Source organism: Streptomyces sp. NPDC003247 (assembly GCF_042888135.1).
GTDB lineage: Bacteria > Actinomycetota > Actinomycetes > Streptomycetales > Streptomycetaceae > Streptomyces.
In genome coordinates, this window is record NZ_JBIAPF010000018.1 from 20,960 (window position 1) to 36,656 (window position 15,697).

At 71.6% G+C, this 15,697-nt stretch carries 12 protein-coding genes and 1 pseudogene; 10 read left to right on the forward strand and 3 right to left on the reverse strand.

Annotated elements, in window-relative coordinates:
• Window positions 1–24: 24 nt before the first annotated feature.
• Window positions 25–1,629, reverse strand: coding sequence for an FAD-dependent monooxygenase (locus ACFYWQ_RS39135; protein ID WP_389524133.1), 1,605 nt, complete (start codon window positions 1,627–1,629; stop codon window positions 25–27).
• Between the two features lie 444 nt (window positions 1,630–2,073).
• Between ACFYWQ_RS39135 and ACFYWQ_RS39140 the strand changes: the two genes are divergently transcribed.
• From ACFYWQ_RS39140 to ACFYWQ_RS39150, 3 genes are all read left to right on the forward strand, one after another.
• Window positions 2,074–3,630 (forward strand): FAD-binding protein, encoded by a 1,557-nt coding sequence (locus tag ACFYWQ_RS39140; protein WP_389524136.1) that lies wholly within the window; start codon window positions 2,074–2,076, stop codon window positions 3,628–3,630.
• 91 nt (window positions 3,631–3,721) lie between these two features.
• Entirely contained in the window at window positions 3,722–5,248 is a 1,527-nt protein-coding gene (locus ACFYWQ_RS39145) for a carotenoid oxygenase family protein (RefSeq protein WP_389524139.1), read from the forward strand.
• Between the two features lie 29 nt (window positions 5,249–5,277).
• Entirely contained in the window at window positions 5,278–6,738 is a 1,461-nt protein-coding gene (locus tag ACFYWQ_RS39150) for an aldehyde dehydrogenase family protein (RefSeq protein WP_389524142.1), read from the forward strand.
• A 62-nt stretch (window positions 6,739–6,800) separates the two neighbouring features.
• Here ACFYWQ_RS39150 and ACFYWQ_RS39155 read toward each other — a convergent pair whose 3' ends face one another.
• Entirely contained in the window at window positions 6,801–8,084 is a 1,284-nt protein-coding gene (locus tag ACFYWQ_RS39155; protein WP_389524145.1) for a PucR family transcriptional regulator, read from the reverse strand.
• A gap of 128 nt (window positions 8,085–8,212) precedes the next feature.
• On the opposite strand from ACFYWQ_RS39155, the gene ACFYWQ_RS39160 reads away from it, so the two are divergent.
• Together ACFYWQ_RS39160 and ACFYWQ_RS39165 are read left to right on the forward strand one after the other, a co-directional pair.
• A complete protein-coding gene (locus tag ACFYWQ_RS39160) occupies window positions 8,213–8,359 on the forward strand; it encodes a hypothetical protein (RefSeq protein WP_389524148.1) in 147 nt (48 codons plus the stop codon).
• A gap of 527 nt (window positions 8,360–8,886) precedes the next feature.
• Window positions 8,887–9,153: pseudogene (locus tag ACFYWQ_RS39165) on the forward strand (TetR family transcriptional regulator); the annotation flags it as partial.
• A 282-nt stretch (window positions 9,154–9,435) separates the two neighbouring features.
• On the opposite strand, the gene ACFYWQ_RS39170 reads toward ACFYWQ_RS39165, so the two are convergent.
• Complete coding sequence (locus tag ACFYWQ_RS39170) at window positions 9,436–10,245, reverse strand: SAM-dependent methyltransferase (protein WP_389524151.1); 810 nt, start codon at window positions 10,243–10,245, stop codon at window positions 9,436–9,438.
• Between the two features lie 739 nt (window positions 10,246–10,984).
• Between ACFYWQ_RS39170 and denD the strand changes: the two genes are divergently transcribed.
• The 5 genes from denD (at window position 10,985) to ACFYWQ_RS39195 (ending at window position 15,679) form a co-directional block, all read left to right on the forward strand.
• Window positions 10,985–11,992: a D-erythronate dehydrogenase gene (gene denD / locus ACFYWQ_RS39175; RefSeq protein WP_389524153.1), complete on the forward strand. Its 1,008-nt coding sequence runs from the start codon at window positions 10,985–10,987 to the stop codon at window positions 11,990–11,992.
• Between the two features lie 58 nt (window positions 11,993–12,050).
• A complete protein-coding gene (locus ACFYWQ_RS39180) occupies window positions 12,051–12,440 on the forward strand; it encodes a hypothetical protein (RefSeq protein ID WP_389524156.1) in 390 nt (129 codons plus the stop codon).
• A gap of 207 nt (window positions 12,441–12,647) precedes the next feature.
• Window positions 12,648–12,833, forward strand: a complete 186-nt coding sequence (locus tag ACFYWQ_RS39185) for a hypothetical protein (protein WP_389524158.1) — start codon at window positions 12,648–12,650, stop codon at window positions 12,831–12,833.
• Between the two features lie 84 nt (window positions 12,834–12,917).
• On the forward strand, window positions 12,918–14,765 hold the full coding sequence (locus tag ACFYWQ_RS39190; RefSeq protein WP_389524160.1) for an ABC transporter ATP-binding protein: 1,848 nt from the start codon (window positions 12,918–12,920) through the stop codon (window positions 14,763–14,765).
• Entirely contained in the window at window positions 14,762–15,679 is a 918-nt protein-coding gene (locus ACFYWQ_RS39195) for a serine/threonine-protein kinase (RefSeq protein WP_389524163.1), read from the forward strand. The genes ACFYWQ_RS39190 and ACFYWQ_RS39195 overlap by 4 nt, the downstream gene beginning before the upstream one ends.
• Window positions 15,680–15,697: the final 18 nt, after the last annotated feature.

A 15,697-nucleotide genomic window follows, 5' to 3' on the forward strand; every position in this document is an offset into this window, starting at 1 on the left:
GCGAGGCGTTCGCAGGCCCCGGGTTCAGGCCGCGGCGATGTGCGCGGTGGGGGCCTTCCCGGCCATGAGCCGGAGCAGGATGTCCCCCACCGCGGAAGCCTGGTCCGGGCGCAGGACCGCGGCGATGTAGCGGTCGGGGCGCACCACCAGGAGTTGTCCGCCGCACGGGGACAGGAGGCGGTCGAGGCGGCCGTCGTAGTCGGCGATGGCCGTACGGCCCGTCGAGTGCCGCGGCAGGCGGTCCCCGCACAGCACGTCGATCTCACGGGCCCCCAGTTCCCCCAGCGGGGAGCGCGCGACCTGACGCCAGCCGTCCTCGTCGAGGTTGACACCGAGGAGGGCGAAGCCGTCGCCCAGCACGCTGTCGAGGCGGCCTGCCGTGTGCCCTTCCGGCAGCAGCACCCACGGCTGCTCCAGGGCGCGCCCGAGCAGCGGGGACGCCAGGCCGTGCGGGGCGGCGACGACCAGCCCGCCGCGCAGGGCGGGCGAGGGACGGTACTTCATGCCCTCGAGGTAGGCACGGCCCGCGGGCAGGAGCATGGCCAGCGAGACGAGGGCGTCACGGACGACGGCATTGGAACGGTTCGTGGTCATGACGGTGGACCGGAGTCGCTCGGAGAGCCGCACCACGGCCTCCGCGTGCGGCCTGCGTTCGGTCTCGTAGGTGTCGAGGAGGTCGTCACCGGCCTGCCCGTTCAGCACGACGGCGATCTTCCAGCACAGGTTCGCGGCGTCCCGGACACCGGAGTTGAGTCCCTGGCCGGCGAAGGGCGGCATCATGTGCGCCGCGTCGCCGAGGAGGAAGGTGCGGCCGGTGCGCCAGCGTTCGGCGACCACGGCGTTGAACCGATAGTTGACGCTGCGTTCCACCTGCTCGGGGGTGATGGTGCGGTAGGGCGCGAGCAGGGTGCGGATGATGTCGAAGGAGGGCGGCTCGCCGGGCTCCCCCTCACCGGGGTGCAGCAGGAATTCGTAACGGCACCGGCCTTCGCGGCCGGCCACCACCACGTGCGGCCGGCGCGGGTCTCCGTGGTGCATGCCGAAGCGTTCGTCGTGCGGATCGTCGACGGTGTCCACGACCAGCCACACGTCCGGGTAGCTGGTCCCCGACATGCCCACCCCGGTGAGCTGACGCAGGGTGCTGCGCCCTCCGTCGCAGCCCAGGACGTACCGCGCCCGGATCCGCTCCTCCCGTTCGCCGGTCGCCACCAGCGCCGTCACCCCGTCCGCGTCCTGTTCCAGGGCCCGCAGCTCGCATCCGAACCGGGTCGGCGCCGACAGAGACCGCAACAGAAGACCCTCCAGTTCCGGCTGTGCGAACTGGTTCTTGAACGAGTGGCCGAACTGGAAGCGTGTCGTCCCCCGCGCATGAAAGAGGGGGCGGCCGTTGCGGCCGTAGTACCGCGTGCCGGTGCCGGGGACGATGACGGGCCTCAGGTCGTCCGCGAGACCGCAGCTCTGGAGCGTACGCAGCGACTCGTCGTCCAGGCTGATGGCCTTCGCCTCGTCGCTGGTGGACTCGTGGCGTTCGATCAGAAGAACCCGTACGCCCAGGGTGGCGAGGAGATGGGCCGCGGTCAGTCCGACCGGACCGCCTCCCACCACCAGCACCTGGAACTCCGTGGTCATCGTGGCTCTCCTCCTCGTCGAGTGCGCCGCGGCTTGGCGCCGCCGACCCAACATAAGACAGTGCTGTTCTATTAACAAGGACTAGTGTCTCGACATACAGGACTGCACGGCCCCAGGGTCTACCCCACCACCCGCCTCCTGGCCGCATGCGGCGACCCTGGGTCAGCCCCTGCCGGCACCGTCCTCGTCGCCGTCGGCGCGTCCGGCAGGCTGTCCTCGACCGTCACCTCGGCAGGTGCCTTCACGTCCCGGAGGCGCCCCCTCGCCGTGGGCGGAGGCCGCCGGCCAGGAACACGTTGCCCGCCGTTCGTCCTCCGTCCTCGCTCCGGGACGCCGAAACCCGGCCGATTTCTTGTCGTCCCGCGCTGGAGTGTCAGGGGCGTACGGCGAGCCAGGATTGCTCGAGTGGGGCCCGGAGCAGCGCCCCGCGGAAAGTGAGCGACGATGAGTGTTCACGCCGGCGTCATGACGGACGGCACCGTGCTGTCGAAGGCCCGGGAGCGTCTGCTGGCGGTCCTCGGCCCCGACGGGGTCCTGACCGCGCCCGAGGAGGTCGCGGAGTTCCACGATCCTTACGAGGGGAAGGACGCCACTCGCTTCCAGCCCTCGTTCGTCGTGCAGCCCTCGACGGTGGAAGAGGTGCGGCAGGTCGTCAGGGTCGCAGCCGAACTGGGCGTCCACCTGTGGACCTCCTCCACCGGGCGCAACTTCGGCTACGGCGGATCGGCCCCGGTCGACAACGGCGCCATCGTGCTGAACCTGCGCAGGATGAACCGCATCCTGGAGATCGACGAGAAGGCCGGCTACGCCCTGGTCGAGCCCGGGGTCCGCTTCTTCGACCTCTACGAGGAGATCAAGCGGCGCGGTCTGAAGCTGTGGATGTCCGTCCCGGACCTCGGCTGGGGCAGCCTCGCGGGCAACGCCCTGGAACACGGCTACGGCTACACCGTCCACGGCGACCACGCCTCGGCCGTATGCGGTCTGGAGGTCGTGCTCGCCGACGGCGACCTCGTCCGGACCGGGATGGGCGGCATCGACGGCAGCCCGCTGTGGCAGCGTCACAAGCGCGGGTTCGGCCCGTCGCTGGACTCGCTGTTCATGCAGTCGAACTTCGGCGTCGTGACCAAGATGGGCGTCTGGCTGATGCCTCAGCCCGAGACGTTCGTGACCGGTTCGGTCGTCTGCCACCGTGACGAGGACGTGGCCGGGCTCATCGACGCACTCGCCCCCCTCATGCTCGACGGCACGATCCAGGGCCACCCCCTCATCACGAGTTCCCCCGAGCCCGCGGGCGGGCGTCCGGGGTTCGCGGACGACACCGTCGGCATGTCCGCGCAGCAGAAGCTGTGCGCCGCCTTCCCGCCCGGCCGGTGGAACGCGCGCGTGTCGTTCTACGGTGACACGCAGGTCGTCCGTGCCCGGGAAGCGGCCCTGCGCAGGGCCGTGGCGCATCTGCCGGGCGTCACCGTCGACCTGCGCAGCTACCCGGGCGACGTGCCCGCCGACGAGGTGCACCCGCACGACCTGGTGCCGGCGGGCATCCCGAACATGTTCCTGCTGGACGTGATGAAGCGGCACCTCGGGGACCGGATCGGCCACATCGACTTCTCCCCCGTCCTGCCGTTCACCGGCGAGGACGCCGCGCGGCACGAGGCGATGGTCCAGCGAATCCTCGCGGAGGAGGGCCTGGTCGCGGGCTTCGCCTGGATCGCCACCTCCCGCTCCCTGGTGGGCGTCAGCATGGTCCTCTTCGATGTCGACGACCCGGAGCAGGCCGAGGCCGCGCGGCGCGCGGTGTCCCGGATGTGTGACGAAGCCGAGCGGTGGGGCTGGAGCGAGTACCGGGCCCATCCCTCGATGGTCGACCGCGTGGCGGCCGGCTACGGCTTCAACGACTGCGCCCTGCCCCGCCTCTACCGGCGTCTGAAGGACGCCCTCGATCCCGCCGGGATCCTGTCCCCCGGCAACCACGGCATCCGGCCGAGCGCCCGACAAGGCTGACGCCCCCGCCCCGGGCCGCTCCACCCCTGGTCCGGTCCACGGAGCGCCACCCGCATCGCAATCGCCATCGCAATCGCGTGAAAGGTACGTCATGAGCACTCTCCCTCCCCCCGGCGTCGTCATCACCTCGCCGATGAACATCGCCGGGGCACCGGAGGGCCCCTCGCAGCAGTGGCCCACCGAGAACAAGTTCCTCAACGGGCCGTTCACCCCGTGGCACGAGGAGACGCAGGCCTACGACCTGCCGGTGATCGGACACATCCCGGAGGACATCGCGGGAGCCCTGTTCCGCATCTCGTCCAACCCGCGCTTCCGGCCCCGCAACACCGACCGCTACCACTGGTGGGAGGGCGACGGCATGGTGGCCGGCCTCTACCTGCGGGACGGCAAGGCCGCCTTCCGCACCAGCTGGGTGCTGACCGACTCCATGAAGATCGAGGTCGAGCAGGGCGAGGCGGTCTACAGCGGTTTCGTCAACGGCGGCACCCCCGGCCGGCTGCCGAAGAACGCGCCGCTCGCGAAGAACGTCGCCAACACCAACGTCGGCATCTTCGACGACCACCTCCTCGTCTACTTCGAGGGCGGGCTGCCGTACCGCATGCACCCGCGAACGCTGGAGACCTTCGGTACTCACGACTTCCACGGCGGCATCGACACCCTGTGCACCGCCCACTACAAGATCGACCCGGTCACCGGCGACATGCTGTTCTTCGCCGCCACCGGCCCGGTCATCACCTGGTACCGGGCAGACGCCAGGACCGGGCACGTCATCGAGAGCCACGCCATCGACGTCGGCGTGCCGGTCCTGATGCACGACTTCGCCGTCAGCGAGAACTACGCCGTCTTCCTGGTGGCGCCCAACCTGTTCCGCACCGACCTGATCGCCCAGGGCCTGCCCGGCGTGGTCTGGGACGAGAGCGTGCTGCCGCACGGCTCGCAGATCGTGCTGCTGGATCGCCGCACCCTCAAGGTCACCTGGCACGAGATGGGCGACACCTCCGCGCCCACCCACTTCTTCAACGCCCACGAGGCCGGCGATGAAGTCGTCGTCGACTGCCACCGCATCACACGCCTGGGCACCCCCGCCTCCCGGCTGGGCACCCCGGTCACCTCCCACGAGTGGTTCCCTCCGGCGTACTCCTGGCAGTGGCGCGTGAACACGGCCACCGGCAAGGTCAGCAACCGCCGGCTCAGCGGCATCGCCGGCGAGTTCCCGAAGATCAACGACAACATGCTGGGCAAGGCGCAGCGCTACGGCTACTTCGCCACCACCCGGTCGCTGGCCGCGGACACGATGACCGACGGACTCGCCCGGCACGACTTCCGCCACGGCAACACCCTCGTGGTGGAGGGGCCCGGCGCGCTGACCAACCCGAGCGAGCCCGTCTTCGTCGCCCGCCCCGGTGCCGAGCACGAGGAGGACGGCTACGTCCTCACCCTGTGGTGGAACCGCGACACCGAACTCTCGGAACTGCTGATCCACGACGCGGCCTCCTTCGACTCCGAGCCCGTGGCCCGCGTGCCGCTGCCGGTGCGCGTCCCCTTCGGATTCCACGGCAACTGGGCCGACCAGGCGGCGCTCGACAGGGCCGTCGCCGCTGCCGACGTCGACGCCTGACCCACCCCGACCCTTCTCGAGGACACATCATGACCGACACCTCCACCGAGCCCCGCTGGCACGGCAAGATCTTCGACGGCACCTGGCGGGAGGGCCGCGGCGGCACACTGGACGTCACCGCCCCCGCCACCGGCAAGACGCTGGCCACGATCGGCAACGCCACCCCCGAGGACCTCGACGCGTCCGTGGCGCTCGCCCGCGTCGCTCAGCGCGAGTGGGCCCGTCTGACGTACGCGGAGCGGGCCCAGGTCTTCGTCCGGGCCGCCGCGATCCTGGCGGCCGACCCGAGCCGGGTCGTCGACTGGCTGGTACCCGAGTCCGGCTCCGGGCAGGGCAAGGCGCAGTTCGAGGCCGGCCTGGTCGTCTCCGAGCTCCAGGAGGCCGCGGCGCTGACCTCCCAGCCGTACGGTGAGCTTCTGCGCAGCCACAAGCCGCGGCTGTCCGCGGTACGCCGGGTGCCGCTCGGGGTGGTCGGCGTCATCAGCCCGTTCAACTTCCCCGCCATCCTCGCCGTGCGGTCCGTGGCGCCGGCGCTCGCCGCGGGCAACGCCGTCGTCCTCAAGCCGGACCCGCGCACCTCCGTCTCCGGCGGCCTGGCGCTGGCCGAGGTCCTGGAGGAGGCGGGACTGCCGGCCGGGCTGCTGCACGTGCTGCCGGGCGGCGCCGACGTCGGCCAGGCCCTGGTGGCGCACCCGGACGTGCCCTGCATCTCCTTCACCGGGTCCACCCCCGCCGGCCGCGCCATCGCCACCGCCGCCGCCCCGCTGCTGAAGAAGGTCCACCTGGAGCTGGGCGGCAACAACGCGCTGTTGGTGCTTCCCGACGCCGACCTGGACGCGGCGGCCTCGGCCGGCGCCTGGGGTTCCTTCCTGCACCAGGGCCAGATCTGCATGGCCACCGGCCGGCACCTCGTCCACCGGTCGCAGGCCGCCGAGTACGCGGCCAGGCTGGCCGAGAAGGCGGCGGGCATCCCGGTCGGCGACCCGACCGACCCGGCCAACGTGCTCGGCCCGATCATCGACGAGCGCCAGCGGGACAGGGTGCACGACATCGTGACCCGTTCCGTCGAGCAGGGGGCGGTCCTGGCCGCCGGCGGCACCTACGACGGCCTGTTCTACCGGCCCACGGTGCTCACGGACGTGCCGCTCGACGCTCCGGCCTTCGCCGAGGAGATCTTCGGCCCGGTCGCGCCGGTGGTCGCCTACGACACGATCGACGAGGCCATCGAGCTGATCAACTCCTCCGAGTACGGGCTGTCGGTGTCGATCCTCACCGCCGACGCCTTCACCGCCTGGGAGCTGGCCGACCGCATCGAGTCCGGCGCCGTGCACATCAACGACCAGACGGTCGACGACGAGGCGGTGGCCCCGTTCGGCGGCAGCAAGGCGTCGGGGGTCGGCGGACGCTTCGGCGGCTCGGCGAGCCTCGACACCTTCTCCGAGGTGCAGTGGCTCACGGCGCAGTCAAGCATCCAGCGCTACCCCTTCTGACCGGGCACCCCCCGCTGGCCGGCACTGGACGGCGGCGGCGGTGTGCGGTCCGCCGGGGCGGCTCAGAGGGCGGACGGCCGCAGGATCTCCGGCTCCAGTGACCAGGGGCACTCCCGGGCCAGCAGCAGGGCGGCCACCGTGTCGGTGGCCCGCTCCGCCGCCGGCCGGCCCAGCCTCTGCTCCGCCTGCCGCACCCGGTAGGCGACCGTGTTGGGAGCCAGGGACAGTTCCTGTGCCGCCGCCTGCCGGCTGCCGCCGTGCTCCAGGTAGGAGCGCAGCGTCTCGCGGATCGCGGCCGAGCGGCTGTCCCTCCCGGTCAGCCCGGCGAGCACCCGCGCCACGAAGCGCCGGGTTTCCTCCCCGGCCACCGCGGCGAGGGAGGCCAGCGCGGTGTCGTCGTAGAACCAGCGGCCCACTCCCCCGACGCTCCGGCCGAACCGGAGCATCTGGCGGGCGCCGAGCACGCTGGTGCGCAGGCCCGCGACGTCCGTCCCGGCCGGCCCCACAGCGACGGACAGCCCGTCGGGCGAGGCGATGTCCCGGATCCGGGGTACGGGGTCGCCCTCGGTGGTTCGGTAGGACCACAGGGCGGTGCTGGTTCCGTCGGCGCCGTCCAGCAGCAGGAACCCGGCCGCCTCGGTGTCGGCCGCGACCTGGTGGGCGTAGGAATGGGCGGGTCCCGCGGTCTCGGTCTGGCCGACGGGCCCGCACACCCAGAGCACGGCCGCGACGTGCCTGCGGGCGAGGCGCATGCCGAGGATGTCCTCGGCCCCGTCGGGGGCGTGGGCCGTGGCGAGGATGTCCTCCAGCACCTGCCTCCGGGAGATGGACAGCTTGTTCAGCCACGCCGTGCGTTCCTCTTCGTACGACGAGGAGAGTTCGCGGGTGAGGAGGTCCACGAAGTGCAGCAGGCTGGACGACAGCCGCCGGACCTCCGTCAGCGGCGACTCGGAGGAGGCGGACGTCTCGAGCGCGTCCAGCAGGGCGTCCTGCACGGCTGTGTGGGACATCCACACCACCCGGAGGACGGTTCCCACCGGCGCCCCCTGGCGCACGGCGAGCCGGACGTGTTCCACCGCCTCGTCGGGCGCCTTGCGCAGCGGGCGTCCGCCGGGGACCAGGAAGGCGAGGACGGAGAGTAGGGACGCCTCGCAGGCGGGACGCTCGCTGTGCGTGAGCCGCAGGGTCGGGTCACGGTCGGCGGTCGCAGTGATGTCCTCGTCGATGCGCGCGGCAAGCTGCACGGCCCACTGTGTCACCTGCGGCCCCAGCACCTGCGTGGCCTCGGCGATGGTCTCCATGGCGCTCGTGGGCGCCAGGAAGGGGTGGCTCGGCTTCAGTTCCAAGATCCAGTGTGACCGCACGACGCCTCCCAGCACATGCCGCATGTATCGCTCGACAGACAGCACGACCTGCCTTGCAGGACTCTACGGGACCGGTCAGCGGTTTCCGGCCCCAGAGACCGGAGTACGACATGGAGAACGCCCCCTCGACCCGGCACGCCCGTTTCGAGGCGGGACAGGGTCCGTACGCCTGGACGAACCACACCTTGTTCGTCGGCGACCTGCGCCCGCCGACCAGGGGTGATCAGGTCACGATCGACGTGCACCGCGTCATGTGACACCCGGACGGCGCCTCCCCGCGGCACCCGGGGTCGGCCGCGGAAGCGCCCGCGCTTCCAGGTGCTCCGGGTCGGGCCCCACGGCTGTCGCGGTCGCACCGGAGGACCCCGGCCGGCTCGGTCAGCGCCGCGACGACCGCGCCACGCCGCCCTCCGAGGCTCTCCAGCATCCGGGCCTCGATCGGCACGCCGGCACAGCGATAGCCTCTCGGCACCGCCCTTCGGGGGTACGCGGGCGGAGGTGTCGACCTGGAAAGCAGTCTCGCAGCAGGTCGCAGTCGACCGCTGAGACGGCCTCACCGCAAACAGGTTCCGTGTCCCGGACGGCGTGCAGGTGGCTCCGGCGAGTCGAAGAACTTGGGACTCCGACACGCCGCCTGTCACCAGCAGCACCACGCCGGTGATCACCGGAGAGAGCAGCGTCAGGGCTGAATGTTCTCCAGGTCCTCGAGGAGGCGCCACCGTGGTGGCGTCGTACCCCTGCTCGGTGAACAGGTCGACGGCCGCGACGACGAGTCGCTGGGGCGCTCCTGGTGGCCGTGGCGGCCAGCACCGAACTCCAGGAACGCGACGCCCTCAAGAGCGTCGGTCTCGCGGCAGCCATGACAGCCGCGCTCATCGCCCGCGGTGTCCCCGAGCCGACTGCGCATCTCGCGGGCGAGCTGGGAGTCCTCGCGTTCAAGCGGGGCTACGCCCAGTGGTGCGAGAGCGATCGTGATGATGCGGAGGGGCTCGCGCCTCATGCGCTGGCAGCCCTGGAGGAGCTGCGCGCGGCGACTGCGTCGCTGGGCTGATCGATGCCGCCCGGCTGTTCACCGGCCGGGTCCTGTCGGCGCCGTGAGTGCTGCACAGCGTGCCGCGTCACATGGCTCGGCCTGCGGCAACAGGTGCGGAATCAGGCACTCGACTTTTTGTTCGACGTCCGTTGTCCGCGTGGTTGCGTGCTGCGACGAGGTTCGGTCCCGGTTCTGTGGTGGGTGGGGCGGCTGTAGGACGGGCCTGTGGCGAGGACCCGGCCGGTGCACGCGTACTTCACGGCCAACGCCTTCCTGATCCCCGCCACGTCCGTCACCGTCTCAGGGCTTGCGGGCGACGCCGGCGTAGAACAGGTCCGTGGGGCCGGTGGTGGGCGGGGTCGGGGAAGGGGCGGGCCGCCACTGGACGCCGGGGACCAGTCCCGGGTCGATCAGCTCCAGTCCGGTGAAGAACCGGCTGATCTCGGCGTGGCTGCGGACGGTGAGGAAGACGCCGCGGTCGCGGTAGACCTGGAGCGCGCGGGCCGTACTCTCCGGGTCGAAGTCGGCGGTGGTGTGGGACAGCACGAGGTAGCTGCCGGGTGCGAGGGCCGCGAGGAGCCGGGTGACGCTGTCGTAGGCATGGTCGTCGGGCAGGAAGTGCAGCAGGGCGATCAGGGACAGGCCTACGGGCCGGGACAGGTCCAGGGTGCGGGCAGCTGCCTCGAGGATGGCGTCGGGGTCGCGGGCGTCGGCCTGGACGTAGTCGGTGGAGCCCTCGGGAGCACTGCGGAGCAGGGCCTGGGCATGGGCGAGGACGATCGGGTCGTTGTCGACGTAGACCACGCGGGCTGCGGGGTCGGTGCTCTGCGCGACCTCGTGCAGGTTCGGGCTGGTGGGGATGCCGGTGCCGATGTCGAGGAACTGCCGCACTCCGCCCTCCTCGGCCAGGAAGCGGACGGCGCGGTGCATGAACGCCCGGTTGGCGAGGGCGGGGCCGCGACCGTGCGGGAGCCCTTGCAGGACGCGTTCGGCGGCCTCCGCGTCGACCGGGTAGTTGTCCTTGCCGCCCAGGTAGTAGTCGTACATCCGGGCCGGGTGCGGCTTGGACGTGTCGATCTCGAATCCTGGCCCATGGGTGTCGTGCGTCATGACGGCCTCGTCGCTTCAGGAAGTGGATACCGGAGAGAGCGAATGTATCTTCCTTTGCAGGCAGAGGAGTTGGCGGGGTGAGCCGGGACGGGAGGCACGGGGACGTGGCCGCGTCGCCAAGGGCTGCCGCGGGCGTCATCGCCCCTGCGGCGCGGGGTCCACGGCGTGCGGGTGGGGACCTTCTCGGCGGAGGCGACGTCCTCCGCGGTGGTCCCCGCCGCCCCGCGGGCTCGGACGAACCGGACCGCCTCTTCGACGATCTCCGTAGGCACCGTCACGGCGTCGTCCTGCCGGTGGACAACAGCTGGGCAGCTGGGCCGGGGCGGTGTCGGCCCGGCACGCAGCACGTTTTTGATCACGGCACCACATCACGGCACCACACCTACTGGTCGGACTGTTCGCCAGTGTCCGGCTCCTGATGCGGACGCCGTGCCGTCGTCCGCCGCCCGGGTCGGTCCAGGACGGGTTCCCGTGTCGGATTGCCGGTGCCGGGCCGCGGGTAGGTTGCCGCCGCTGTCGACCGCGCGTGTGTCCGTGAGGGAGCGGGAGCCGCATGACCGTGACGACGCCCGCCCGGCCCAGCCGGGGTGCACCGCGACGGCGGCCCCCTCGCGCGCGTGGTACCGGGTCCGCGCCGCGAGCGCCCGGCGGCCGAGGGCAGGAAGGGCCGACCCATGGGTGACTGCGGCAGAGCACGCCGAGAGGCAGCCGGCGACCGGACACCGTCGAGGAGGGGCACATGAGGGTCATCATCACGGGTGCAGCCGGCTTCCTGGGACGCCGGCTCACCGAAGCGCTTCTGCGGCAGCGGACGTTCGACGGCGTGCCGATCACCCGGCTGGTGCTCGCCGACCGCGTCGCGCAGCCCGGCGCCCCGGCGGCGGCGGACCCGCTCGTCGACCTGGTGCACGGTGACCTGACCGACCACCTCGACGACCTCTTCGCGCAACCGGTCGGTGTGGTGTTCCACCTCGCCGCCGCGGTGTCGGCCGCGTGCGAGGCCGACTTCGATCTCGGCCTGCGCGTCAACGTCGACACCACCCGCGCCCTGCTCGACGCCGCCCGGACCCAGACGGCGGCCGGCGGACCGGTGCCCCGCCTGCTGTTCTCCAGCAGCCTCGCCGTGTACGGCCACACCGAGTCCCTGCCCCTGCCGCCGACGGTCAGCGAGACGACCCTGCCGTTGCCGCGGTCGAGCTACGGCGCCCAGAAGCTCATCTGCGAGCACCTGATCGGTGACTACACCCGCCGCGGCTATGTCGACGGACGCGTCGCCCGTCTGATGACCGTCGCGGTACGGCCCGGCCGGCCGAACGCTGCCGCATCCGGCTTCCTGTCCTCCCTGATCCGCGAACCCCTCGCGGGTCTCCCGGCCACCTGCCCGGTCGGCCTCGGCCTGAAAGTGGCCCTGGCGTCCCCCCGGCGCACCGTCGAGGGCATCCTCCGAGTCGCCGAAGCCGAACGCGGCACCGGACCGGGACGCCTGGAGGGACCACTGCCCGTCAACCTTCCCGCGCTCACCGTCTCGGTCGCCGACATCCTCGCCACCCTGCGCGAGACGGGCGGCGACGCCGCCGCCGACCTGGTGACCGTCGCACCCGACCCAGCCGTCGAAGCCATCGTGGCCACCTGGCCGGCCGTCTTCGACAACCGGCGCGCCACCGCGCTCGGCCTGCGCCCCGACCCGGACCTCCGGTCCCTCGTCCGCGACCACCTCGCCGCCCGGCCCACCGGCCGGGCCCGATAGGTTCGCCGGGTCGGTGGAGGAAGAGCGGCCCCTTGCGGGCACGTGGAGGCGGAAGCGAATGGGTGACAACCGCCTGACGGTGATTCCGACCGATCCGTACTGGCGGCCCGGCAGGGATGCGGCGGATCGTGCCGCGGCCGTGTTGTGCGGGATGCTTCCCGACGACGACGCCCGCCGTGGCCTGGACGCCACGTGGCACGACAGCGTCGAGGTGGTCCCGTGCGGTGCCGATCTGGAGGAGATCTCCTGCCCGCGCTGCGGTGCGGAGCCCACACCGGGCTGGTGGGGGCAGGCCGTCACGGAGCGGTACGACACGGGCTTCTCGACGCTCAGGGTGACGGTCCCCTGTTGTGGCGCCGTGACGTCGCTCAATGATCTGGTGTACGACTGGCCGATGGGGTTCGCGCGGTTCAGGATCGAGGTCCTTATCCGAACCGGTCCTGGCTGACGGACGAGGAACTGACCTCCCTCACGGATGCGCCCCGTACCACCAGGTGGGCAGGACAGCCGCCTCCTGCGAAGCGGCGGTCTGCCGGGACGAACCGTGTCGAGGCTTCGGCCGAAATACAACCCATTTCAAACTCTTCTTCTGGAACGCCATCCAAGTCCCGCCCTGAGACGTATCCCATGTGCAGCAAGTTCCAGGAGGAATGTGATGGCGATCTTCAGCAAGCTGATCCCCGCCAATCGCCGGGACCGCAACAATGACACGTCGCGCCGCGACGACTTCTCGGGGCATGGTCACGGACACGGCCATGACCACGGCCACCGTCACGGACACGACCGCGGCGACCGTCACGGACACGGCCACGGCGACCGCCACGGACACGGACGCTGGTGACCACACCACGGAGGCCGAGCGGACCGGAGACCGGAAGGTGCTGGTCCGCTCCGTCCGTCCGCACCTCTGCGAGGAACGCATGCCATGGTGCATGTCCTGCGGCGTCTGCTGTCGGTGGGTGAGGCTTCCGATGTGGTGGCGGCCGCGCCCCCGGTGTCGCCGCGCGAGGTGTTCCGCCGGTTCTGGCCCTACACCCGCGGCGGCCGGCGCTGGCTCGCTCCCATCGTCCTCTTCAGCCTGATCGGCCCCGCCCTCGACGCCGCGGAGATCTGGCTCTTCAAGATCGTGGTGGACGATGTGCTCGTTCCCCGCGATGTCGCACCGCTTGCGTGGATCGGACCGACCTATCTGGGGCTCATCATCGGCTCCGGCATTCTGGGGTTCGCCGACGATGTGACGTCCACGTGGGTCAGCGAACGCTTCCTGCTGACGCTTCGCTCCGATGCGTTCCGGCACGTCCAAAGTTTGTCGCTCGGGTTCTTCGAACGCCGGCGGCTCGGAGACGTGCTGTCGCGGGTGACGGGCGATGTCGACGCGGTCGAGACGTTCCTGCTCTCGGGAGTGGCGGACGCCCTCTACTACGTGATCCGCCTGGGCGCCTTCCTCGGTCTGCTGTTCTATCTCCAGTGGGACCTGACCCTCCTCGCCCTCGTCATCGTGCCGCTGTTCTGGGGCGCCGCCCGGCACTTCTCGCGGCTGATCAAGGAAGCGTCCCGGGAGCGCAGGCGCCGCAGCGGTTCGATCAGCGCGATCGCCGAGGAGTCGCTGGGCAACGTCGCCCTGGTACAGGCGTACAACCGGCAGAGGTGGGAGGAGCGCCGGTTCGAGCGTGAGAACGTCGGGAGGTTCCGGGCCACGATGGCCTCGACGCGGATCCGCGCCGTCTACGGATCCCTCGTCGACGTCATCGAGGTGTGCGGCGTCCTCGCGGTCATGAGCCTGGGCACCTGGAAGCTGGCCCAGGGACAGCTCACGCTGGGCGGACTGCTGGTCTTCCTGACGCTGGTCGGCAGCCTCTACGGTCCGGTCCGCGGACTGTCCCACCTCGGCACCACCTTCTACGCGGCGTCCGCCGCGGCCGAACGCATCATCGAGTTGCTGGACCAGCGGCCGCAGGTCGTCGAGGCCGCCGGCGCCCGCCGGATCGGCCGCGCGCGGGGTGACGTGGAGTTCGACCACGTCTCCTTCCGCTATCCCGGTACGCCGTCCTGGGCGCTGTCGGACGTGTCGTTCCACGCGGCGGCCGGAGAGACGCTGGCGCTGGTCGGGGCCAGCGGGGCGGGCAAGTCGACGGTCGCGAAGCTGCAACTGCGCTTCTACGACCCCGACCGAGGCACGGTCCGCCTCGACGGGACGGATCTGCGCGACCTGCGCCTGTCCGACCTGCGGGAGAGCGTCGCGGTGGTGTTGCAGGAGACGCTCGTCTTCCACGGCACCGTGCGGGACAACATCGCCTACGGCCGGCCGGAGGCGACGGAGGCGGACATCGTCGCGGCCGCGCGTGCCGCGGACGCGCACGAGTTCATCGAGCTGCTCCCGGAGGGCTACGACACGATGGTCGGCCAGCGCGGCCGGACGCTCTCCGGCGGGCAGCGCCAGCGCCTGGCGATCGCCCGCGCCATGATCAGGGACGCGCCCGTGCTCCTCCTCGACGAACCGACCACCGGCCTCGACATGCGGTCCGGCCGCCGGATCATGGACCCGCTGCGCCGGCTGATGGCCGGGCGGACGACCGTCGTCATCTCCCACAACCTGCTGACCGTCCGGGACGCCACGCGCATCGTGGTCCTCGACCACGGCAGGATCGTCGAGTGCGGCGCCCATGACGACCTGCTCGAGCGCGGCGGGACATACGCCCGGCTGTACCGGCTGGGCACCCTGGCCGGTACAGCCCCGGCCGGGTCCTCGGCCCCGGGGGCGGTGCTGCCGTGAGTGTCCCGGCGGTGCGGGCCGCCCCTCCCCTGGCACCCGGCACGAGACCGGTCCCGGGCTACGAGGTCCTGGCGCATCTGGCGCGCAGCGGCTGGCTCGACGTCTACGACGTCTGGAGCGACGAACGGGACTGCCACTGCGTGATCAAGGCCGTGCGCCCCGACCGCCGGGACCAGGAGCAGCTCCGCGACCAGTTGCTGCGTGAGGGGCGGTGGCTGGAAGCCTTCACCCATCCGCACCTGGTCCGCGCGTACGAGACGTTCGAGTCGCCGGTGCCGTTCGTCGTGCTGGAGACGCTGACCGGCGAAACGCTGTCCCACCTCGTCCACCGGCTGCGGCGCCGGCCGTCCGCCGCCGACGTGGCGCTGCTCGGGGTGCAGTTGTGTTCCGCGATCCACTACCTCCACGGTCAGGGTCTGCTGCACCTGGACCTCAAGCCGTCGAACGTGGTGGTGGACCGCGGACACGTCAAGGTGTTCGACCTGAGCATCGCGCGGCCGCCCGGGCCCGCGCCCGCGGGGGTGGGAACGTTCCGCTACCTCGCTCCCGAGCAGGCCCGCGGCGGACCGCTGTCGGCGGCCGCCGACGTGTGGGGCATCGGCATCACGTTGTACGAGGTCGCCGCCGGGGACGTACCGTTCGGCCGCGGGGACTCCCGCGAGGTCTCGTCCCGTGGGGGGAACAGGGACGAGCCCTGCGACGGCAGCGTCACGAGCGGCCGGGACGACCGGTATCCGCAGGTGGAAGGGGCCGCCCCGCCGATCGGCTCGCGGCGGCGGCTGCCCGGAAGGCTCGCGGCGGCCATCGACGGCTGCCTCCGGACCGATCCGTCGTCCCGGCCCTCGGTTGCCGGACTGGCCGCCGCACTCGACGCGACGCTGCCCGGCCCGGGGCACCGCACCGCCTGTCCCTGAGGTCGTGGCGGGGCGCCG